Here is a 21,219-nt window from a genome sequence, read left to right as displayed (position 1 = left end):
GCACTTCCTCACACCAGCAGCACGTACGACCCCAGAGCCACGAGCCACGACACGAACGACCCGAGGAGGAAGTACTCCGTCATCTGGTGGATCCGCTCCTGGTCCCGCCGCGACGACAGCTCCGGGAAGCGCAGCAGACCCTTCGCCGCCACGACGACGCTGGCTGCGGTCACCTGGCCGCCGAGGGCGAGCGCGAGGATGAAGACCCGCTCGAGCGGGCCGAGCAGGCGGCCGCCCTTGAGACGGGTCGGGGGCATCGCGCCGTCGGCGAGCGGGTGGAGGGTGCCGGTCGACTTGAGGACCAGCCGGACGAGCACGTTGCCGGTGGAGAGCTGGAGGCCGAAGGCACCGGCGATCAGCAGGAAGCGGTCGGCGCTCACGTCGCTCAGGACCGGCAGGGTCACCGAGTCCAGCCAGCGCGCCAGCGGACCACCCGCGTCCGGCGCCAGCCCCGAGCACGCCACCGCGACGGCGAGGGCAACCACGAAGACACCCAGAGGCAGCCACGCGGGCCCCGGGTGCCGGAAGCCCCACGTGACGGTCAGGCCCCACAGCAGCACCGTCACGGCGATGACGAGCAACGCACCCACATCACGACCTGACGTCAGACCGGCGAGCAGCCCGACGCACAACGCGACCAGTGCACCGACGCACTCAGGCAGGAAGCGCGTACGACGCACGGCGTGCGTCAGGTCCGTGACGGCGAAGCCGATCAGCAGGATCCCGAGCCAGCTCATGGCCCTCCTCTCACAGTCCTCGCACCAGTTCATCCCCTGCCAGCAGCACTCCGATCCCGTCCGCGCGGATCCTCTGCGAGACCGCTGACGGGCTGATGCCCAGCTCGTCGGCGATCTCCTGCTGCTGCCTGCCCCTCAGCAGACCATCCAGCACCGACATCGACCGCTCCGACAGGCCGGAGACGATCTGGTCCCGTGCCATGAGGGTGGCGTTGACCAGTGCGGGAGGAGGCCCCGCCTCGTCGGGCGCAGGGACGTACGCCGTCCGCACCGCACGCAGCGGCGCCCTGCGCTCGTAGGCCTCGACGGTCTCGATCGCGGCCCGCGCGGCCCACCAGCCCGGACCGTCCTCGACCCGTGGTTCCTCCGCGAGCACGAGCACCTGCCCCCACCCGATCCCCTGCCGCACGTCGACGTCGGGCAGCAGGGCGAGCCGCAGCCGGAGGGTCGCCGCGATCGCGGCGCCGATGCTGGCGAAGATGCCCTGGAACTCGTCACCGGTGCCGATGCGCAGCGGCACCGGGAGCGCGTACTCCGCGTTGATGGCGTCGACGGCTCGCTCGAACCGCGCATGAACGGCCGCCCGGTCGGCACTGCGACGAGAGCCCACCAGGTCACCGATCACCGTCACTGAAGGCTGGTTCTTCACATTGCTCACATGAAGAGCATACCTTCTTTTGGCGACAATGAACCACTGATCTTCATTCCCAGAAGACGCGCTCCACCACCGCGTGCGCCCGCCGGGTGGTGCGGAGGTAGTCGTTGAGCATCTGGTCCGAGCTGCCGGCCGGGTACCCCAGCACCCGCGCCACCGCCGCCCGCTCGCGGGCGTCACGCGGGAGCTGGTCGGCAGGCTTGCCGCGCACCAGCGTCACCGCGTTGCGCACCCGGCTCACCAGCCGCCACGCCTCGGCCAGCATCTCCGCATCGGAGGCCGCGATCAGGTCCGCCTCGACCGCAGCGTCGAGCGCCGGCAGGGTCTGCGGTGTGCGCAGTCCCCGATGGGTGCCGGCGTGGCGCATCTGCAGGAGCTGGACGGTCCACTCGACGTCGGCCAGTCCCCCGCGACCGAGCTTGAGGTGGGTCTGGCGGTCGGCGCCGCGGGGCAGCCGCTCGTTGTCGACGCGCGCCTTGATCCGGCGCACCTCGACGACGTCGCTCTCCGAGATCCCCTCGACCGGGAAGCGCAGCGGGTCGATGAGCTCGGTGAACCGGTGCCGCAGGGCCTCGTCGCCCACCACCGGGTCCGCGCGCAGCAGTGCCTGGAACTCCCACACGTGCGACCACTTGGCGTAGTAGGCGGCGTAGGACTCGACCGTGCGCACCATCGGGCCGTTCTTGCCCTCGGGACGCAGGTCGGGGTCGACCTCGAGCGGCGGGTCGCTGGCTGGCAGCGACAGCAGTCGCCGGACCTCCGAGACCACCGCCTGGGCGAAGGACGCGGCCGCCTGCGCCTCGACGCCCTCGACCGGCTCCTGCACGAACATCACGTCCGCGTCACTGCCGTAGGACAGCTCGAAGCCGCCGTAGCGGCCCATCGCCACCACCGCGATCCGGCTGGGCGCGGTCTTGAGGTTGCGCTGGCGCCGGACCGAGACCGTGGCGATGTCCAGCGTGGCCTGCAGCGTCGCGTCGGTGAGCCGGCTGAGGCCCTGCCCGACGACCGCGACGTCGGTGCCCGCCACCAGCTCGCCGCACGCGATCCGCAACAGCTCGCGACGGCGTACGGCTCGCACCGCGACGGCCGCAGCCTCCGGCGTCTCGGCCCGCTCGACGAGCGCCTTCATCTCGGCGAGCGCGGCCTCGGCGCTGAGCGGGACCAGCGAGTTCCCGAGCATCTTCACGCCCTGCGGCTCGCGCTCGAGCAGGTCGGTGGCATAGCGCGACGTGCCGAGCACGTGGGCCAGGCGCTGGGCGACCTCGCCCTCGTCGCGCAGCATCGTCAGGTACCACGGCGTACGCCCGAGGCTCTCGCTGATCCGCCGGAAGCCGAACAGCCCGGCGTCGGGGTCGGGCGAGTCGGCGAACCACTCCAGCAGCACCGGCAGCAGCGTCCGCTGGATGTCGGAGGTGCGCGAGACCCCGCTGGTCAGCGCCTCGAGGTGGCGCAGCGCCGCCTTCGGGTCGGCGTACCCGAGGGCGGAGAGCCGGGCCTCCGCGGCCTGCAGCGAGAGCCGCGCCTCGGTGCCCGGCAGCTTGGCGACGGCGCCGAGCAGCGGCCGATAGAAGAGCTTCTCGTGCAGCCGGCGCACCTCACGGCGGTGGTAGCGCCACTGCTTGTCGAGCTGCACGGCCGGCTCGGAGAAGAGCCCGATCGAGCGGCCCAGGCGGCGCAGCGACGCCTCGTCCTCCGGGACCACGTGGGTGCGACGGAGCTGGTGGAGCTGGATCCGGTGCTCGAGGGTGCGCAGGAAGGAGTAGGCCTCGTGGAGCTTCTCGCCGTCCTCGCGGCCGACGTAGCCGCCCTCGGTGAGCCGGGTCAGCGCGCTCAGCGTGGCGCCCTCGCGCAGCGACGGGTCGGCCCGGCCGTGGACGAGCTGGAGGAGCTGGACGGCGAACTCGACGTCGCGCAGCCCGCCCGAGCCGAGCTTGAGCTGGCGCTCGGCCTCGTGGGCCGGGATGTGGTCGATGACGCGGCGGCGCATGGCCTGCACGTCGGTGACGAAGCCGGTGCGCTCGGCGACGCTCCACACCATCGGCTCGATCATCTCGAGGTAGGCGCGGCCCAGCTCCATGTCGCCGGCCACGGGTCGCGCCTTGAGCAGCGCCTGGAACTCCCAGGTCTTGGCCCACTTCTCGTAGTAGCCGCGGTGGCTGGCGAGGGTGCGGACCAGCGGACCCTGGCTGCCCTCGGGGCGCAGGTTGGCGTCGACCGGCCAGATGGTGCCCTCGCGGGTGGGGTCGGAGCAGATCCGCATGAGGTGTGATGCGAGCTGGGTGGCGGCCCGCAGCGCGGTGCCGTCGTCGGCCCGCTCCCCCGACTCCAGCACCGCCGGCTCGTAGACGAACACCACGTCGACGTCGGAGATGTAGTTGAGCTCGTGGCCACCACACTTGCCCATCGCGATCACCGACAGCCGGGCCGAGGCGGCGATCTCGCCCACCCGCGCCCGCGCCACGGCCAGCGCCGCCTCCAGCGTCGCGCCCGCAAGGTCGGAGATCTCCGCCGCGGCGTCGTCGAGGCCGACGTGGTGGGCCAGGTCGCGCGAGGCGAGGCGCAGCAGGATCCGGCGGTACTCCACGCGCAGCGCGTCGACCGCCTCCGCGTCCGGCAGGCCGGCGACGGGCGGATCGGCGTGCGGATCGGCGCCGACCGCGGTCAGCATCGCCTCGCGCACGGCGTACGCCGCTGGGCGGGTCGTGCCGAGCGTGGGGTCGGTGAGCTCGCGCCACTGGTCGGGGTGTCGCGCCAGGTGGTGGGTCAGGGCGGTGCTCGCGCCCAGCACGCAGCACAGCCTCATCGCGGTGCCCTCGTCGTCGGCCACCTCGACCAGCATCGCCGCGCCGGTGCCCGGCTCACGCTCGTCCAGCGACTCGGCCAGCCGCAGCAGGCCCTCCAGCGCGGCGTCGGGGTCGGCGGCCGCGGCGAGCTTGGCGGTCAGCGGTGCGCCGGCGGCGCCGAGCCGCTCGATGCCGCGTGCGGCGGCGGCGCCGTCGACGAAGCCGAGACGGACATAGCTCCCCGACGAGTTCATGGGCGATCGTCCCCCGCCAGCGCGGCGAAGCGCGCGGTGAGGGGCTGCCAGTGGTCGACCAGCGCAGCACCGGACTCCTCGATCGCGGCCAGCACGGCGTCGGGGTCCCGGCCCAGCGAGACGTGCTCGTCGCGCTCGGTCACCGCCCAGTGGCGTACGACGTCCGCGTCGACCTCGGGATGCGCCTGGATCCCCCAGGCCCGCGGGGCGAAGCGGGCCACTTGAACCTCCCCACCCGGGCTCCGCGCGAGCACGACCGCGTCGTCGGGCAGGCGCGTCACGACGTCGTTGTTCCAGTGGATGGCGACCTCGTCGCCGGTGTGTGCGCGGACCCAGGCGTCGTCGTTCGCCGCGTCGGTCCACAGCACGTCGGTCAGCCCGACGGTCTGCCCGTGCGGGTTCGGCGACACCTCGCCGCCGAGCGCGACGGCGACCAGCTGGTGGCCCAGGCAGATCCCGAGCAGCGGGGTCCCCGCGGCGACCGCGTCGCGGATGCCCGCCTTCAGCGGCCCGAGCCACGGAGCCGCCTCGTCGTCGTTGGCCCCCATCTCGCCGCCCAGCACCAGCACCCCGTCGTACGACGTCAGTGCGGGCAGTGCATCGCCGGCGTAGGGGCGGCACACCTCGAGCGTGCAGCCGGCCTCGGCCAGCCACGTTCCGACGAGGTGCGGCGGGCAGGACTCCTCGTGCTCGACGACCAGGATGCGGGGACTCACGACATCAGCCTCCCCCATGTCGACTCCTGCCAGAGGCCGAGCAGTCCGATGGCCACGCCGGCGCCCACCGACAGCGCGAGCAGGTCACCGCGGCGACGGACGGCCGCCACCGCTCCAGCCAGCAGCCCGGTGCCGGCGAGGAGGCACGGTGTCCCGAAGCTCCACGGGTCCTCGATCTCCTCCCACCGGTGGACCACGCCCCCGCCCTCGGTCACGAAGATGTAGCCCGCGAAGAGCAGCAGAGCCGCCAACGTCCCGACGAGGACCGCGACCGCGCCGCGGACCGCGCGACCACCGACGCGCGGCCACCACGCGGCCGTGGCGCCGGCGACGACGACGAGCGCACCGGCGACCACCCCGGCGCCGTAGGTCCACCGCTGCCGGCCGCTCCACTGCCAGTAGGCGCCGCCCTGCAGGCACGTCCACGCCAGGAAGGCCCCCGCGGCGGCCAGGACGAGCCCGGCAAGCGCTCCGGCGACGCGGGTCGACCGGCAATCGTCGAGGGCGCCCCACGACCCGGGACCGACGGCTGCAGCGACGAGGGCCAGGGCACCGGCGGCCGCCGAGAGCGCGACGTACCAGCCACCCACGTCACCGTCGGCGAAGCCGGTCCAGGTCCACGCGGCCAGGAGCAGGCCGACACCGCCGAGGGCCAGGCCGAGCCGGCGGGTCCGGGGCACGAGCGCCAGCAGCGCTGCCAGCGGCACGAGGACGGCCGGGCCGAGGGCCACGGGGTCCATCCACCCGGCCACCGGCTGGGCGTCGAGCGTCTGCTCCCGCCGCTCCTCCAGGACGTCGAGGCCGACCCACACCCACATCGGCGCCTGCGCGACCAGCGTCCAGGCCGCGGCCCAGCCGAGCCAGTCGCGCAGCCACCTCATCGCAGGACGGTCTCAGAGGACCGGCAGCATCCGGTCGCGCTCGTAGGCGGAGACCTGGGTGCGGTACTCCTCCCACTCCGCGCGCTTGTTGCGGAGGAAGAAGTCGAAGACGTGCTCGCCGAGCGTCTCGGCGAGGAGCTCGGAGCTCTCGGCCACGTCGATGGCCTCCGACAGGCTCTTGGGCAGCGGGGCGATCCCGAGGGACTTCCGCTCGCGCTCGGTGAGGCTCCAGACGTCGTCCTCGGCCTCGCGCGGCAGCTCGTAGCCCTCCTCGATGCCCTTCATGCCGGCCGCGAGCACGACGGCGTAGGCGAGGTAGGGGTTGCACGCCGGGTCGATGGTGCGCAGCTCGATGCGGGTCGACTGGCCCTTGTTGGGCTTGTACATCGGCACGCGGATCATCGCGGAGCGGTTGTTGTGGCCCCAGCAGATCGACGAGGGGGCCTCGCCGCCGCCGAGCAGGCGCTTGTAGGAGTTGACCCACTGGTTGGTCACCACGCTGATCTCGCTCGCGTGGCGCAGGATCCCGGCGATGAACTGCCGGCCGGTCTTCGAGAGCTGGTACTGCGCGCCGGCCTCGAAGAACGCGTTGCGGTCGCCCTCGAAGAGCGACACGTGCGTGTGCATGCCCGATCCGGGGTGGGTGGTGAAGGGCTTGGGCATGAAGGAGGCCCAGATGCCCTGGCCCAGCGCCACCTCGCGGACGACCGTGCGGAAGGTCATGATGTTGTCCGCCGTGGTGAGCGCGTCGGCGTAGCGCAGGTCGATCTCCTGCTGGCCGGGTCCGCCCTCGTGGTGGCTGAACTCCACCGAGATGCCCATCGCCTCGAGCATCGTGATCGCCTCGCGGCGGAAGTCGGCGCCGCGCGACTGCGCGGTGTGGTCGAAGAACCCGCTGCGGTCGACCGGCTGCGGCTCGTCACCCTTCCCGGGCACGTCCTTGAACAGGTAGAACTCGATCTCCGGGTGGGTGTAGAAGGTGAAGCCCTTGTCGGCCGCCTTCGTCAGCGTGCGCTTCAGCACGTGCCGCGGGTCGGCGTACGACGGGCTGCCGTCGGGCATCACGATGTCGCAGAACATCCGCGCGGTCGCGGGGCCGTCCTCGCCACCGCGCCAGGGCAGGATCTGGAAGGTCGAGGCATCCGGGTGCGCGAGCATGTCGGACTCGTAGACGCGGGCGAAGCCCTCGATCGCCGATCCGTCGAAGCCGATGCCCTCGTCGAAGGCGTTCTCGAGCTCGGCCGGGGCCACGCTGACGCTCTTGAGGAACCCGAGCACGTCGGTGAACCACAGCCGGACGAACCGGACGTCGCGCTCCTCGAGCGCACGGAGTACGAAGTCCTCTTGCTTGCCCATGGCCACACCCTAGGGGGCACGCATGTACGCCGCGCGACGCCGCCGCTGGTTGAGCAGCGAGCGCAGTCCGGCCCCGCCGCTGGTGGCGCAGCGAGCGCCGTCCGGCCCCGCCGCTGGTTGAGCAGCGAGCGCCGTCCGGCCCCGCCGCTGGTTGAGCAGCGAGCGCAGCGAGCGTGTCGAAACCAAGGCCCTGTTAGCGTCGCCGGACCAGCCGCCCCACTCGGGCCCGCTCACACGGGAAAGGGATGCTGCACATGACGGACATCCACGCACAGACCTCGTACGACTCCACCGACCACCCGCGCGACCTGTCGACACCGACGCCTCCGGACGGGTTCCTCCTCGGCCACCTGGCGGAGCAGACGCGGCGTCGCGCCCTCACCGAACGCGCCCCGCAGGCCGGCACGGCCGGCGCCGACCGCGACCTGCTCGACGCCCTGCGCGCTGCGGTCGAGGACCTCGGCCCGACCCTCGTCGCGGCGAGCCACGACCTGTCGCAGCACCCGGAGGTCTCCTTCGAGGAGCACCGCTCGGCCGCCGCCCTCGCCGACCTCGTGGAGGCACGCGGCATCGAGGTGGTGCGCGAGGCGCACGGCCTCGCGACCGGCCTGCGGGCCGAGGTCGGCGATCCCGACGGCCCCACCATCGCGGTCCTCTCGGAGTACGACGCGCTGCCGGGCATCGGCCACGGGTGCGGTCACAACGTCATCGCCACCGCCGGCCTCGGCGCCTTCCTGGCGCTCGCTGCCGTCGCCGACCGGCTGCCCGGCCGGGTGGTCTGGCTCGGTACGCCGGCGGAGGAGGGTGGCGGCGGCAAGGAGATCATGGCCGGCCACGGCGCCTTCGACGGCGTCGACGCCGCACTGATGGTCCATCCGTTCACCTTCGACATCGCCGACCCGGTCTTCCTGGGCCGGCGCCAGCTGCGGGCCACCTTCACCGGTGTCACCTCGCACGCCTCGGCCCAGCCGTTCATGGGCCGCAACGCCCTGGACGCGGTCAACCTGATGTACACCGGTGTCGGCCTGCACCGCCAGCAGATGCCCGCGACCGACCGCGTGCACGGCGTCGTCACGGCCGGCGGCGAACGCCCCAACGTGATCCCGGAGCACGCCGAGATGCTGTTCTACCTGCGCAGCGAGCACACCGAGAGCCTGGCCGTCCTCAGCGAGCGGGTCGCCGACATCGCCCGCGGTGCCGCGCTGATGACCGGCTGCGGCGTGGAGCTGACGTGGGACGAGGCTCCGCCCTACCTCCCCGTCCGGGGCAACGGACCGCTCGCCGCCGCCTGGACCACGAGGTACGGCGAGTGCGGACGTACGGTCCTGCCGCCGGACGTGGTGCCGCGGATGTTCGCCGGGTCCACCGACTTCGGCAACGTCTCCTACCGGATGCCCGGTGTCCACGCGATGGTGAAGATCACCGACGCCGACCTGTCGCTGCACACCCGCGAGTTCGCGGACGCCGCGGCCAGCGAGGAGGCCGACCGGGTCGTCCTCGACTCGGCCTGGTCCCTCGCTGCGGTGAGTGCGGACTGGCTGTGCGACCCCGTGCTCCGCAAGGCCGCCGACGACGACTTCGAGGCCGCCGGTGGCGCCGTCGACGTCCCGTCCTTCTTCGGGAAGGCGTGACCGCGATGACCACCACGACCGCTCCCACCCGCACGGACCGTGCACTCGCCACCGTCGAGCGCGTCGGCAACCGCCTGCCCGACCCGTTCCTGCTCTTCCTCGGCCTGTTCCTGCTGGTCGGCGTGATCTCGACGGTGCTGAGCCTCATCGGCACGTCCGTGACGATCCCGGGCGCCGACGAGGAGACCGCGGTGCGCGGGCTCTTCACCGGCGAGGGACTGACCTGGCTGACGGTCAACCTCGGCGCCAACTTCATCGGCTTCCCGCCGCTCGTCACGGTCGTGACGATCCTGCTGGCCGTCACCGTCGCGGAGCGCACCGGCCTGCTGGCCGCGGCCATCCGCGCCAGCCTCGGCTCGGCCCCGCGCTGGCTGCTGCCGTACGCCGTCGGGTTCGTCGGCGTGAACGCGTCGGTGATGGCCGACGCCGCCTTCATCGTGGTGCCGCCCCTGGCCGCGATGGTCTTCAAGGCCGCCGGACGACACCCGATCGCCGGTCTGGTGGGCGGTTTCGCCGCCGTGGGTGCCGGCTACTCCACGTCGATGCTGGTCACCAGCCTCGACGCGCTGTTCGCCGGCATCACCAACGCGGTGACCGCGGGCCTGCCCGATCCCGGCGCGACGGTCACACCCATCTCCAACCTGTGGTTCAACATCGCCTCGTCCGTCGTGCTCGCCCTGGTCGCCGGCCTGGTCATCGACAAGCTCGTCGAGCCGCGGCTGGTCCGCGACGGTGCGCCGACCGACATGGTGGCGGAGGAGGACGACGCCTCCCTCGAGGGTGGCGCCCAGGCCGACGACGAGGTCGCCGCGGCCCTGCGCGCGGCTCCCACCGACCTCTCCCCCGACCTCGCACCCGATGAGCGCCGCGGGCTCCGGGTGGCAGGCCTGGTCTTCGTGGCGCTGGCGATCGTCGTCCTGGTCGCGGTGCTGCCGGGAGGCTCACCGTGGCGCAACGAGGACGGCGCGTTCCTGCCGGAGTCGCCGCTGCTCGACTCGACGGTCTTCATCGTCTTCGTGCTGTTCCTCGGCCCCGCGCTGGCCTACGGCTTCGTCAGCGGATCGCTGCGCCAGGCCGCCGACGTCCCGAAGGTGATGGGGCTCGGCATCAAGGACATGTCCGCCTTCATCGTCCTGGCCTTCATGCTGGGCCAGTTCATCGCGCTCTTCAACTGGACCAACGTCGGCTCCGCGCTGGCCGTGGCAGGTGCGGACGGGCTCGAGTCGATCGGCCTCACCGGCTATCCCGCGATCATCGGCTTCATCCTGCTCGCGTCGGTGCTCAACCTGTTCATCGTCAGCGGTTCGTCGATGTGGACGCTGATGGGCGCGGTGTTCGTGCCGCTCTTCGCGCTGCTCGGCTACGAGCCGGGCTTCGTCCAGGCGGCGTTCCGCGTGGGCGACTCCGCCACCCAGGTGATCACGCCGATGAACCCCTACATCTGGATCTTCCTCGTGATGCTCAAGCGCTACGAGCCGGAGGCCGGCCTGGGCACGGTGATCTCACGGATGCTGCCCTTCGTGGTGCCGTTCTGGATCTCGTGGGTCGCTGTGCTGACCATCTTCTACGTCACCGGCGCGGACGTCGGGCCGGGCGTGGGCATCCGCATCTAGCGTCCCCCGCCCGGACGGACGTACGCCCACCGCCCACCGCTCAGTGGCAGATGTTGACGTCCTGCGAGCCCAGGACGCCGTCCCAGGCCTTGCGCATGGGGCGCAGCCAGCTCTGGGTGGTGGGCACGAAGGCGATGCTGCCGGGCACGCGGCCGCGCACGCCGTCGACCTCGACCTGCTCGACCACGAGGGGCACCGTGACGGCGCGACGGCGTACGCCCTCCCAGCAGGCCGCGGCCCTCGTCCTGGTGACGGCCTCCTCCAGCGTGACGGCGTCTCCCTGCAGATGGCCGTTGTAGCGCCAGGCCACGGTGGTGCGGTAGCCGGTGTGCCCTTCCCACGGCGCCTTGACCGCGACCGACAGGCCCCACGTGCGACGGGTGGCGATGTCGAAGGTGACGGACCCGTCGCGCACCCGGCGCGTCCCCGACGTCCAGATGTCGACCTCGCCGGCATCGGCCTGCTCGTAGGTGCCGAGGGCGCTGGTGAGCTGGATCTCGCAACCCTCGCAGTCCTCGACGGTGAAGGTCAGCTCGGTGCGCGGCGCTGCCGCACGCTGCTCGACGGCTCGTTCGGGTGCAGCGGCGGTAGCGCTGGGGACCAGCAGGGTGGCGAGCAGGGCGACTGCCGTGAGGGCCGTGCCGGTGGAGGTGCTGCGGATGGTCATGTCTCTGCTTCCGTCGAGGTGGTGTCCCCCTCAGGACGCCATCCCTCTCCGAGAGGTTGCATCCTTCTTCAGTCGTCGCCGCCGAGCGTGTTGCGCTCGAGCTCGGCGAGCGTGGGGCGACCCTGGTTGCAGAACACCTCGAGGTCGACGGAGTTGCGGCCGTCGCTGAAGACCGCGTCGACGTCGTCGTCGGGCCCCTTCTCCCAGCTGACGATGCGCCAGCCGGCCTCCTTGTCGGGGCGTACGCCCACGCCGTAGGCCCACGTGTCGCGGCACTCGACGTCGAACGCGCCCCACTCGCCGGCGATCTCGTCGCCCACCGCCGGTCCTTCGGGCGCAGGGACGGACGCAGGCGCCACGGAGTTGTCGCGCATCACCTCGTCACCGACAGGTCCGCGATCGCGGATGGTGGCGCCGACGGTGGACACGGCGAACACGCCGACCAGCACGGCGACGGCCGTGGTGGCGGCCCACAGGCCGATCAGCAGCATCCGACGTCTCACCGGGCCATCGTGCCTGCTCCCACGTCAGCGTGAGGTGAGGTGGTGGTTAAGGGATGGATAAGGAGCCGGGCGCACGAGGCGCCGGACGGTACGGTCACCGCGTGGCTGAGGTGCTGATCATCGAGGACGACGACCGGATCCGGCCGTTGCTGGTGCGGGGCCTGCGCGACCTCGGGCACACCGTGACGTCGGCGCCGACCGGGATGGCTGGCCTCCAGCTCGCCGTCGACTCCTCCCCCGACCTGGTGGTCCTCGACCTCGGGCTGCCGGACGTCGACGGCACCCAGGTGCTGTCGATGCTGCGCGCGGTCAGTGCCGTGCCGGTGATCATCGCCAGCGCCCGCGCCGACGACCCGTCCCTGGTCGGCGCGCTCGACGCCGGCGCCGACGACTACGTCGTCAAGCCCTTCACCAGCGCCCAGCTGGACGCTCGCGTGCGCGCGGTGCTGCGGCGTACGGCATCGGGCCGGGAGCGGCCGACCACGTTGACCGTCGGCGGCCTCTCTGTCGACCTGTCCGGACGTCGGGTGCACCTCGACGGGACCGAGGTGGAGCTGACCCCGCGCGAGTTCGACCTGCTCGCCCACCTGGCCGAGCGGCCCGGTGAGGTGGTGACCAAGCGCGACCTGCTGGTCGAGGTGTGGCGCCAGCCGTGGGGCGGCTCCGACAAGACCGTCGACGTGCACCTGTCGTGGCTGCGCCGCAAGCTCGGCGAGACCGCGGCCGAGCCGCGCTACCTGACCACGGTCCGCGGGGTCGGCGTACGCCTGGCCGCCCCTGACAGGACCGACTGACGTGCGCCGCAGCCTCCTGGTCACCGCCGCCGCGGCGATCTCGATGGTGCTGCTGGCCATGCTCATCCCGATGGCCATCCTGGTCCGGAGCTATGCGCTCGAGGACCGGCTGGCCCGCGCCGCCCTGGAGGTGCAGGCGGTCGAGACGGTCGTCTCGGGGCAGGACGACGGGATCGTCGGGCAGTACGTCGACAGGATCAACGACGCCAGCGCCCACACGCGGGTCACGGTGCTCTATCCCGATGGCCTCGCGATCGGTCCCGACCCCGGCGAGGACGCCAACGTCCTCGACGCCCGCAACACCGGCCGTGCCCGCGTGGACGACGTGCCCGGCGGGTCGCAGATCCTCGTCCCGGTCTCGCGCGGCGGCAACTCGGCCCTGCCGTCGGCCACACCGGTGATCCGCGTCGTGGTCGACGAACCGGGGCTCGACTCGGTGGTGGGCGTGGCGTGGGGCCTGCTGGTGCTGCTCGCGCTGGTGCTGCTCGCCGGCTCCCTGGTCGTGGTCGACCGGCTCGGCCGCTCGTTCGTGCAGCCGATCCGGCAGCTGGCCGAGCACACCCAGTCGCTCGGCCGCTCCGGCACCGTCGAGCCCGTCGCCGCGCTGCAGGGTCCCGCAGAGGTGCAGGAGCTCGCCGGCGCCGTCGACCGCCTCGTCGGCCGGATCCAGCTGCTGCTGGCCCGCGAGCGCGAGAGCGTGGCCGACCTGTCCCACCGCCTGCGCACGCCCGTGACCGCGTTGCGGCTGCGCGTCGAGACGGTCGAGGACACCGGCCTGCGCGAGCGGCTCGGCTCCGACCTCGACTCCCTTCAGGCGACCGTCGACGAGATCGTCCGCGAGGCCCGGCGCTCCGAGCGCGAGGGCCTGGACCCGCAGACCGACGCGGTCGCCGTGATCGCCGAGCGTGTCCGCCACTGGGAGCCGCTCGCCGAGGACCTCGGCCGGCCCTACGCGATGGACCTCGCGACCTCCGGACCGCTTCTCGGCGCAAGCCGCGCCGACCTGGAGGCGCTCGTCGACGTGCTGCTGGACAACGTCTTCTCCCACAGCGCCGACACCGACGCCGTACGCATCACGCTCAGCGCCGCCGCTGACCGCGTCGACCTGGTCGTCGAGGACGCCGGACCCGGCCTGCCGCCCGGTCTCGACGCCACCGGGCGCGGGAAGAGCGGAGCGGGCTCGACCGGCCTGGGCCTCTCGATCGCCGTCCGCACCGCCGAGGACTGCGCCGGTGAGCTGACCACGGGCACCTCGGACATGGGAGGAGCCCGGGTGGCCGTCACGTTGCGGACGGCCTGACCCGGGCTCCTGTGGTGCTCTGCTGACGTCGGTCAGCCGGTGATGCTCAGCGGAGGGTGACCTTCATCGAGCAGGAGGTGCCGCCGACCGGCGTCACGGTGAGCTTGAAGGTGTCCGTGCCGGCGCTGTTCTTGCGGTAGACCCCGAGGTCGAGCTCGCCCTCGTTGTCGGCGCGCAGGACCCGCGAGATCGCGAGCCTGCCGTCGTGGCGGATCGCGACGCGCCACTCGCTGCCCACCCGGGCGTTGTCGAGGTCGGCGTCGACCTCGAAGCCGCCGCGCTCGCGGTCGACGTTGAGCTCGTACGTCGCTCCGGCGCAGGTGCCGCGCTTCTCGACGTCGGCGTTGGCCGGCGCTGCGACGAGCACGGTGGTGCCGGCGGTGGCGAGCAGTGCGGTGGTGGCGATCAGGGTCTTCTTCATGGCGGTGTCTCCTGTGGGTGTGGGGTGGGTCGGGGTGTGGGGGGATCAGGAACCGAGGGTGGCCGTGCAGGTCTCGCCGTCGGCGGGGGTGAAGGTCACGGAGTAGGTCGCGTCGCCGGGGTTGCCGTTGCTGAACGCGTCGACGTCGATCTCGCCGTCCTCGTCGGTGGTGCGCTCCCCGGTGAGCAGCGCGGTGTCGTCGCGGACCAGCTCGACCTGCCACACCTCGCCCGGACCGGAGGACTGCAGCTCGGCGCTGACCTCGGTGCCGCCGTCCTCCGCCTCGGCGCTGAGCTCCCAGGTGGCTCCGCCGCAGGTGCCGCGCTCGGTCGTCTGGGCCTCGACCGACCGGTCGACGGCCCACCAGGTGCCGAGCCCGACCACGACCGCCGCCGCTGCGACTCCGCCGATGACTGCCTTCTTCTGCACGATTCCTCCTCGTCGTCCGACGCCGGGTCGGCGTCATGACCAGAAGGTTCGTCGAGGTGGGCCTAACCCCGCTCCAGTGCGTGGCTAAGGGCGCGCTAAGGCCCGTCCGGTCCTCCTGTGGGCGGTGATCCACCCCTCGAAGTGGGGCGTGCTCAGGACAGAGGCACGTCCCGCTCGATCTCCGCCAGCCAGGCGGTCCCCTTCGCGTCGCTCGGCATCCGCCAGTCACCACGCGGGCTCATCGTCCCGATCGCGCTGACCTTGGGCCCGTTGGGCAGGGCGGAGCGCTTGAACTGGTTGGCGAAGAACCGCTTCACGAACACCTCGAGCCAACGTCGTACGGTCGGCAGGTCGTAGGCCACGTGGGCGTCGGCGGGGTAGCCGGGCGGCCAGTCCCCCACCTCCGCGTCCTGCCACGCGTGGAGGGCCAGGAAGGCGATCTTGCGCGGCCGGTAGCCGTGGCGTACGACGTGGGCGAGGGTGAAGTCCTGGAGGTTGTAGGGGCCGACGGAGTCCTCGGTGGCCTGCGGCTTCTTGCCGTCCTCGGTCGGGATCAGCTCGGGCGTGATCTCCTGCTGGAGGATCTCGGCCAGCACCTCGTTGGCAGCCTCCTCGAACTCGCCGTGGCTGATCACCCAGCGGATCAGGTGCTGCACGAGGGTCTTCGGCACGCCGGCGTTGACGGTGTAGTGCGACATCTGGTCGCCGACGCCGTAGGTGCACCAACCGAGCGCGAGCTCCGACAGGTCACCGGTGCCGACGACGATCCCGCCGCGCTGGTTGGCGAGGCGGAAGAGGTAGTCGTAGCGCAGGCCGGCCTGGACGTTCTCGAACGTGACGTCGTAGACCAGCTCGCCGTCGGCGTAGGGGTGGCCCATGTCCTTCAGCATCTGCTCCGCGGCCGGGCGGATGTCGAGCTCCTCGAAGGTGACGCCGAGTGCCTCGGAGAGCCGGGTGGCGTACGCCTTGGTGGTCGCGCCGGTCGCGAAGCCGGGCATCGTGAACGCGAGCACGTCGCTGCGCGGGCGGCCGAGCCGGTCCATCGCCTTGCACGCGACGATCAGCGCGTGCGTGGAGTCGAGGCCACCGCTGACCCCGATCACGGCCTTGGGCGAGCCGATGGCGGCGAGGCGCTGCTCGAGGCCGGAGACCTGGATGTTGTAGGCCTCGTAGCAGTCGAGCTCGAGCCGCGCCGGGTCGTCGGGGACGAACGGGAAGCGGTCGACCTTGCGGCGCAGGCCGATGTCGCCGGCCGGCGGCTCGAGGTCCCACTCGACCGTACGGAAGCGCGAGGTCCGCTCGTGGTGGGTGCGCCGGTTGTCGTCGAACGACCCCTGGCGCAGGCGCTCCTGGCGCAGCCGGTCGAGGTCGACGTCGACGACCGTGCGGCGCGGCCCGTCGGGGAAGCGTTCGCCCTCGCCCAGCAGGTCGCCGCACTCGTAGACCATCGTCTGGCCGTCCCAGCTGAGGTCGGTGGTCGACTCGCCCTGGCCCGCCGCGGCATAGACGTACGCCGCCGAGCAGCGCGCGCTCGCACTTCGTACGAGCAACCGGCGGTCCTCGGCGCGCGCCACCGTGATCGGTGACCCGCTGAGGTTGGCGAGCACCGTCGCTCCGGCCAGTGCGGCCTCCGCGCTCGGCGGCACCGGCACCCACATGTCCTCGCAGACCTCGACGTGCAGGTCGAGGCCGGGGACGTCGAGGCAGCGGAAGATCAGGTCGGGGCCGAAGCGCACGTCCTGGCCGGCGACGGTGACCCACTCCAGCTCGCGGTCGTCGCCGGGGGCGAACCAGCGACGCTCGTAGAACTCGCGGTAGTTGGGCAGGTAGGACTTCGGTGCCACGCCGAGGATCGAGCCGCGGTGGATGACGACCGCGCAGTTGTAGACCCGGTTGCCCTGCACGATCGGGGCGCCGACCACCAGCATGGTCATCAGGTCGCCGCTCGCCACGACGATCGCCGCGATCGCCTCCTGCACCTCGGCGAGCAGGGTGTCCTGCAGGAACAGGTCGTCGACGGAGTAGCCGGTCAGGCACAGCTCCGGGAAGACCGCCACCGCGACGTGGTCGTCGTGGCAGGCGCGCGCCTCCTCGATGACCGTGGCCGCGTTGGCGTCCGGGTCGGCCAGGTGCACCGGCACCGTGCAGGCAGCGATGCGGGCGAAGCCCTGGGCGTAGGCCGAGTAGAAGTCCACGCGCTCACTCTAGGGACACGCGTCCGGCGCCCCCGAAATGGTTGGCGCGAGCTGCCGACCGTGCGCCACGGTGGATCCATGGAGATCACCCCCTGCACCACCGACGCCGACTACGAGGCGTGGCGGCAGGTGCGGATCGCGGTCATCCCGTTCGAGCGGACCCAGTCCTTGGCCGAGCTCCGGGCCGGCGACTCCCCCGACCGCCTGCTGCTGCTCGCCCGCGAGGGCGGCACCGTCGTCGGGCACGGCCTGGCGCAGCGCGCGGAGAGCGCGGCCTCGGGCGGCGTCATCCCCCGCGTGCTGCCCGAGCACCGACGCCGTGGCGTCGGCACCGCGCTGCTGCACCGCCTCGCCGACCACGTCGCGTCACTGGGCCTGCCCATGGTGCGCGGCAGCGTCGACGACGAGCCGTCCCTGCTGTTCGCCCAGCGCTTCGGCTTCGCCGAGGTCAACCGCGAGGTCGAGCAGACGTACGTCCTCGCGTCGGCACCCGACGTCGCGCCACTCCCCGACGGGGTCGAGGTGGTGACGGCCGAGGACCGTCCCGAGCTGTGGCCCGGGTGCTTCGAGACCTTCGGCCGGGAGGCGCTCGGCGGCTTCGCCGTCGACACCCCGCTGGACGTCACGCTCGAGCGGTGGACGCGGGACTGGCTGGGCGAGCCGATGTTTCTCGCCCTCCACGACGGCGAGGTCGTCGGCTGCGCGGGGCTCGGCCTCGACTCCGACAACCCGACCCGCGCGGAGAACTCCCTCACCGCGGTCCGCGGCGACTGGCGCGGACGGGGCCTCGCGATCCACCTCAAGCAACGGACACTGGCATGGGCCGCCGACCACGGGATCGCCGAGGTCTACACCTGGACCCAGGACGGCAACGCGGCGATGCGCAGCCTCAACACCCGGCTCGGCTACGCCACCACGCGGACCGGCATCCAGGTCGCTCGAGCCCTGCCCCTGGCCTGAGCGCACCGTTCACAACGGCCGACCGGGCGGCTAGCGTCGTGGGGGTGCCTCGCCTCCTGCGTACGTCCCTCGCCCTCGCCACCGCACTGGCGCTCGCTCCCGTGGTCGCCGGTTCGGCGTCACCCCCAGCCACGGAGTCGCGCGCAGCCGCCCCCGCGCTGAAGATCCGTACGGTCGCCGGCGGCCTGCAGCACCCGTGGGACGTCCAGCAGGCGCCCGGGCGTCGGCTGGTGGTGTCCGAGCGCGACCGTGCCCGCATCAGCGTCGTACGCAACGGCAAGCGCCGCACCCTCGCTGACCTCTCGAACCAGGTCTGGGTCTCCGGCGAGACCGGCCTGATGTCGCTGGCCGTCGACGCCGCGTCCCGCACCCTCTGGGCGTGCCACGGCGCGACCACCGGCGGTGGCAACGGGGTGCGGGTGACGCGGTGGCGGGTCGACAGGCGCTGGCGATCGCTGTCCGGCCGGCGCACCCTGATCGCGGGCCTGCCCGCCACGAGCGGCCGCCACGGCGGCTGCCGCCTCCTCCTCGAGCGCTCGGGCGACGGACTCGTGGTCGGCACCGGCGATGCGGCCGTCGGCACCAACCCGCGCGACCTGGACTCCCTCGGCGGCAAGGTGCTGCGCATCCACCGGCGAACCGGGGCGCCGATGGCCGACAACCCCTACGCCGAGGCGTCCTCGGCCCGACGGTTCGTCTGGACCTACGGCCACCGCAACGTGCAGGGGCTCGCGCAGCGCGCCGACGGGTCGCTCTGGTCGGTCGAGCACGGCAGCTACCGCGACGACGAGGTCAACCTCCTCGTCCCCGGCGGCGACTACGGCTGGAACCCGGTCCCGGGCTACAACGAGTCGGTGCCCATGACCGACCAGTCCCTGCCCGGCCAGCAGCAGGACGCGAAGTGGTCCTCGGGCGACCCGACCATCGCGACCTCCGGCGCTTCCTGGGTGCGCGGCGCCGAGTGGGGCTCCCTGGAGGGCACGCTCGCCGTCGCTGCCCTGAAGGACTCCGAGGTCCTCTTCATGCGCTTCGACGCAGGCGGCGGCCTCGTCTCGGTGACCAGGCCCAGGAGCCTCCAGCGTCTCGGACGGGTCCGCTCGATCACGTCCGCGAGCAACGGCGACCTGCTGCTCACGACCGACAACGGCACCGACGACCGGGTCGTGCGCGTCTCGCCCCGCTGACGAGCGGTGCCGACGGACAGGGCCGACGTGACCCGTGCCACAGGGTCGCTACCGGTCGGTCGGCACTAGCCTGAGGAGTGGTCCGTGGACTCCAGTCGGGGAGCCGCGAGATGACGAGGAGCGACCATGGCTGAAGAGACTGCCCCCTACGGATCGGGCCCGGCGGCCGCGACCGCACCCGCCCGGCGCGTACGCACCCATCACCTGCGGGAGATGAAGGAGCGCGGCGAGAAGATCACCATGCTGACGGCGTACGACATGTACACCGCAGCGACCTTCGACGAGGCCGGCATCGACCTCCTCCTCGTCGGTGACTCCGCGTCCAACAACGTCTTCGGCAACGAGACCTCGCTCCCCGTCACCGTCGACGAGCTCCTCCCCCTCACCCGCGCCGTCGCGCGGTCGGTCAAGCGGTCGATGGTCGTCGGCGACCTCCCGTTCGGCAGCTACCAGGCCTCACCGGAGCAGGGCTACCTCACGGCCGTCCGCTTCATGAAGGAGGCCGGCGCCCACGCGATCAAGCTCGAGGGCGGCGCGGAGATGGCGCCGGTCATCGAGAAGTGCACCCGGGGCGGCATCCCGGTGATGGCCCACATCGGCTTCACCCCGCAGTCCGAGCACACCCTCGGCGGCTACCGCGTCCAGGGGCGCGGCGAGGCCAGCGACCGGATCATGGCCGACGCGCGCGCGGTCCAGGAGGCCGGTGCGTTCGCGGTCGTCATGGAGATGGTGCCCGGCGACGTGGCCGAGCAGATCAGCAAGGAGCTGGTCATCCCCACGATCGGCATCGGCGCCGGCGTCGGCTGCGACGGCCAGGTGCTGGTGTGGCAGGACGCCTTCGGGTTGCGCACCGGCAAGATGGCGCGCTTCGTCAAGCAGTACGCCGACGTGCACGGGGTGCTGCTCGACGCAGCCCGGGCGTACGCCGACGACGTCCGCGGCGGCACCTTCCCGGGACCCGACCACACGTTCTGAGGTCACGGGCCGGTTGTGGGATCACGCCCAGCCGAGGTACCTCGCGCCGCCGAGCACCGCGGCGAGCCACACGAGTGCCAGCACCACCGGGACGAGCGCGACCGCCTTCGGTCGCGCCGTGAACCAGCCGATCGCGAGCACGAGCGCCGCCAACCAGAGCACCACCAGCAGCGCGATGGCCCACCACGGGGCAGCCACCGCGATCGGCGTCGCTCCGATCAGGAAGGCCACGCACGCGAGACCGACGAGGCCCGCAAAGGGCCACGGCGACAGGGGTTCTCGGACCGGGGGCGGGCGCACGGCGTCACGCTAGCCGTGACAACCGCACCGGCGCGCGGGAGGATCAGGCATCCACCGACGCGAGGAGTGAGCTGTGAGCGAGACCCCGGCCAAGAAGGCGCCCGCCAAGAAGACGACGGCGAAGAAGGCCCCTGCCAAGAAGGCACCCGCCAGGACGACTCCTGCAAGGAAGACGGCAGCAACGAAGACGGCAGCCACGAAGACAGCGGCAGCCAGGACCACCACCGCAGCGAAGAAGGCCCCCGCCAGGAAGACACCCGCGAAGAAGGCCCCCGCCAAGCGGACCACGGCCAAGCGCACGACTCCCACCCGGACCTCCCCGCCCGGCCCCAAGCCGGTGGCCACGGCCGCGCGGAAGTCGCCCACCGAACGGGCCGTCGACGTCGGCGCCCAGGCCGTGACCACGGCGGCGCTCATCCAGAAGGTCGCCACGGAGACCGCCGAGCGTGTGGCCGCCGAGACCGCCGCACGCGTCAGCAAGCAGTACGAAGCCGCCATCACCGAGCTGACGAAGGCCGTCGACAAGAACACCAAGCGGGCGCTCAAGAGCGTGCGCTCGGCCGCCGACCTGGCTCAGTCGGCGTCACCGGTGAAGGGGAAGAAGAACAAGAAGAAGTGATCAGCGCTCGGGCGTGCCGTCGGTGAGGCCGTTGCCCGGACCGGAGCTGTCGTCGTTCCAGTCCGGGTCGTTGTCCCAGGCCTCGTTGCGCTCCTGCACCTTCTCCAGCGCGCGGGAGGCCTCCTCGGACGAGGCGTAGGGGCCGAGGCGGTCGGCGTTCTTGCAGCCGTCGTGGCCCTCGACCGCGTGGTGGGTCAGGCAGAACCAGTATTCGTTCTCGCTCATCACCCGAAACTACACTCG

The 21,219-nt window shown here is 72.3% G+C and carries 22 protein-coding genes; 8 read left to right on the top strand and 14 right to left on the bottom strand.

All coding sequences use genetic code 11. From position 1 onward, the window contains the following. Window positions 1–8: 8 nt before the first annotated feature. The 7 genes from BM127_RS16530 to BM127_RS22370 are packed head-to-tail and all read right to left on the bottom strand — an operon-like array spanning window position 9 to window position 7,571. On the bottom strand, window positions 9–737 hold the full coding sequence (locus BM127_RS16530) for a hypothetical protein (RefSeq protein ID WP_091200277.1): 729 nt from the start codon (window positions 735–737) through the stop codon (window positions 9–11). A 10-nt stretch (window positions 738–747) separates the two neighbouring features. After that, a complete protein-coding gene (locus BM127_RS16525; protein WP_231263237.1) occupies window positions 748–1,395 on the bottom strand; it encodes a SatD family protein in 648 nt (215 codons plus the stop codon). Between the two features lie 43 nt (window positions 1,396–1,438). Then, window positions 1,439–4,432 (bottom strand): bifunctional [glutamine synthetase] adenylyltransferase/[glutamine synthetase]-adenylyl-L-tyrosine phosphorylase, encoded by a 2,994-nt coding sequence (locus tag BM127_RS16520; RefSeq protein WP_091200273.1) that lies wholly within the window; start codon window positions 4,430–4,432, stop codon window positions 1,439–1,441. After that, complete coding sequence (locus BM127_RS16515) at window positions 4,429–5,148, bottom strand: type 1 glutamine amidotransferase (RefSeq protein ID WP_157829590.1); 720 nt, start codon at window positions 5,146–5,148, stop codon at window positions 4,429–4,431. Before BM127_RS16515 ends, BM127_RS16520 begins: the two co-directional genes overlap by 4 nt. Then, window positions 5,145–6,029 (bottom strand): hypothetical protein, encoded by an 885-nt coding sequence (locus BM127_RS21930; protein ID WP_101228908.1) that lies wholly within the window; start codon window positions 6,027–6,029, stop codon window positions 5,145–5,147. Before BM127_RS21930 ends, BM127_RS16515 begins: the two co-directional genes overlap by 4 nt. Window positions 6,030–6,041: 12 nt before the next feature. After that, window positions 6,042–7,385 carry a type I glutamate--ammonia ligase gene (gene glnA, locus BM127_RS16510; protein WP_091200269.1) on the bottom strand — a complete coding sequence of 448 codons (1,344 nt, stop codon included), beginning with the start codon at window positions 7,383–7,385 and terminating at the stop codon, window positions 6,042–6,044. Window positions 7,386–7,394: 9 nt separating this feature from the next. Next, window positions 7,395–7,571, bottom strand: a complete 177-nt coding sequence (locus BM127_RS22370; RefSeq protein WP_157829591.1) for a hypothetical protein — start codon at window positions 7,569–7,571, stop codon at window positions 7,395–7,397. Window positions 7,572–7,639: 68 nt separating this feature from the next. On the opposite strand from BM127_RS22370, the gene BM127_RS16505 reads away from it, so the two are divergent. Both BM127_RS16505 and BM127_RS16500 read left to right on the top strand, forming a co-directional pair. Continuing rightward, window positions 7,640–9,016: a M20 family metallopeptidase gene (locus tag BM127_RS16505; protein WP_091200483.1), complete on the top strand. Its 1,377-nt coding sequence runs from the start codon at window positions 7,640–7,642 to the stop codon at window positions 9,014–9,016. 5 nt (window positions 9,017–9,021) lie between these two features. Beyond that, window positions 9,022–10,629 carry an AbgT family transporter gene (locus tag BM127_RS16500; protein WP_091200481.1) on the top strand — a complete coding sequence of 536 codons (1,608 nt, stop codon included), beginning with the start codon at window positions 9,022–9,024 and terminating at the stop codon, window positions 10,627–10,629. Window positions 10,630–10,669: 40 nt separating this feature from the next. Here BM127_RS16500 and BM127_RS16495 read toward each other — a convergent pair whose 3' ends face one another. Together BM127_RS16495 and BM127_RS16490 are read right to left on the bottom strand one after the other, a co-directional pair. Further along, complete coding sequence (locus BM127_RS16495) at window positions 10,670–11,296, bottom strand: hypothetical protein (RefSeq protein WP_091200267.1); 627 nt, start codon at window positions 11,294–11,296, stop codon at window positions 10,670–10,672. 68 nt (window positions 11,297–11,364) lie between these two features. After that, window positions 11,365–11,799, bottom strand: a complete 435-nt coding sequence (locus BM127_RS16490; protein WP_139227762.1) for a hypothetical protein — start codon at window positions 11,797–11,799, stop codon at window positions 11,365–11,367. A 101-nt stretch (window positions 11,800–11,900) separates the two neighbouring features. Here BM127_RS16490 and BM127_RS16485 point away from each other — a divergent pair, with 101 nt between their 5' ends. Together BM127_RS16485 and BM127_RS16480 are read left to right on the top strand one after the other, a co-directional pair. Beyond that, a complete protein-coding gene (locus tag BM127_RS16485) occupies window positions 11,901–12,593 on the top strand; it encodes a response regulator transcription factor (RefSeq protein WP_091200263.1) in 693 nt (230 codons plus the stop codon). A 1-nt stretch (window position 12,594) separates the two neighbouring features. After that, on the top strand, window positions 12,595–13,893 hold the full coding sequence (locus BM127_RS16480; RefSeq protein ID WP_091200261.1) for a HAMP domain-containing sensor histidine kinase: 1,299 nt from the start codon (window positions 12,595–12,597) through the stop codon (window positions 13,891–13,893). A 46-nt stretch (window positions 13,894–13,939) separates the two neighbouring features. Here the strand turns inward: BM127_RS16480 and BM127_RS16475 are convergent, their stop codons facing one another. The 3 genes from BM127_RS16475 to BM127_RS16465 all read right to left on the bottom strand — a co-directional run bounded on the left by BM127_RS16475 (window position 13,940) and on the right by BM127_RS16465 (window position 16,938). Next, complete coding sequence (locus tag BM127_RS16475; RefSeq protein ID WP_091200258.1) at window positions 13,940–14,314, bottom strand: hypothetical protein; 375 nt, start codon at window positions 14,312–14,314, stop codon at window positions 13,940–13,942. Window positions 14,315–14,359: 45 nt separating this feature from the next. Beyond that, window positions 14,360–14,743: a hypothetical protein gene (locus BM127_RS16470; RefSeq protein WP_091200256.1), complete on the bottom strand. Its 384-nt coding sequence runs from the start codon at window positions 14,741–14,743 to the stop codon at window positions 14,360–14,362. Window positions 14,744–14,895: 152 nt separating this feature from the next. Beyond that, window positions 14,896–16,938, bottom strand: coding sequence for an NAD(+) synthase (locus BM127_RS16465; RefSeq protein ID WP_091200254.1), 2,043 nt, complete (start codon window positions 16,936–16,938; stop codon window positions 14,896–14,898). 78 nt (window positions 16,939–17,016) lie between these two features. Here BM127_RS16465 and BM127_RS16460 point away from each other — a divergent pair, with 78 nt between their 5' ends. The 3 genes from BM127_RS16460 (at window position 17,017) to panB (ending at window position 20,057) form a co-directional block, all read left to right on the top strand. Beyond that, entirely contained in the window at window positions 17,017–17,898 is an 882-nt protein-coding gene (locus tag BM127_RS16460; RefSeq protein ID WP_091200251.1) for a GNAT family N-acetyltransferase, read from the top strand. A 44-nt stretch (window positions 17,899–17,942) separates the two neighbouring features. Further along, on the top strand, window positions 17,943–19,082 hold the full coding sequence (locus tag BM127_RS16455) for a PQQ-dependent sugar dehydrogenase (protein WP_157829592.1): 1,140 nt from the start codon (window positions 17,943–17,945) through the stop codon (window positions 19,080–19,082). Between the two features lie 126 nt (window positions 19,083–19,208). Beyond that, on the top strand, window positions 19,209–20,057 hold the full coding sequence (panB, locus tag BM127_RS16450; protein ID WP_091200246.1) for a 3-methyl-2-oxobutanoate hydroxymethyltransferase: 849 nt from the start codon (window positions 19,209–19,211) through the stop codon (window positions 20,055–20,057). Between the two features lie 21 nt (window positions 20,058–20,078). Here the strand turns inward: panB and BM127_RS16445 are convergent, their stop codons facing one another. Next, window positions 20,079–20,357 (bottom strand): hypothetical protein, encoded by a 279-nt coding sequence (locus BM127_RS16445; protein ID WP_139227761.1) that lies wholly within the window; start codon window positions 20,355–20,357, stop codon window positions 20,079–20,081. Window positions 20,358–20,430: 73 nt separating this feature from the next. Between BM127_RS16445 and BM127_RS22365 the strand changes: the two genes are divergently transcribed. Further along, window positions 20,431–20,976 (top strand): hypothetical protein, encoded by a 546-nt coding sequence (locus tag BM127_RS22365; RefSeq protein WP_175507430.1) that lies wholly within the window; start codon window positions 20,431–20,433, stop codon window positions 20,974–20,976. On the opposite strand, the gene BM127_RS16435 is transcribed toward BM127_RS22365, so the two are convergent. After that, on the bottom strand, window positions 20,977–21,201 hold the full coding sequence (locus tag BM127_RS16435) for a hypothetical protein (RefSeq protein WP_175507429.1): 225 nt from the start codon (window positions 21,199–21,201) through the stop codon (window positions 20,977–20,979). Window positions 21,202–21,219 lie beyond the last annotated feature (18 nt).

This window comes from Nocardioides alpinus, from assembly GCF_900112035.1.
Taxonomy (GTDB): domain Bacteria; phylum Actinomycetota; class Actinomycetes; order Propionibacteriales; family Nocardioidaceae; genus Nocardioides; species Nocardioides alpinus.
The sequence above is the reverse complement of the archived record's forward strand: the minus strand, read 5'-3'. Positions and strand labels throughout refer to the sequence as shown.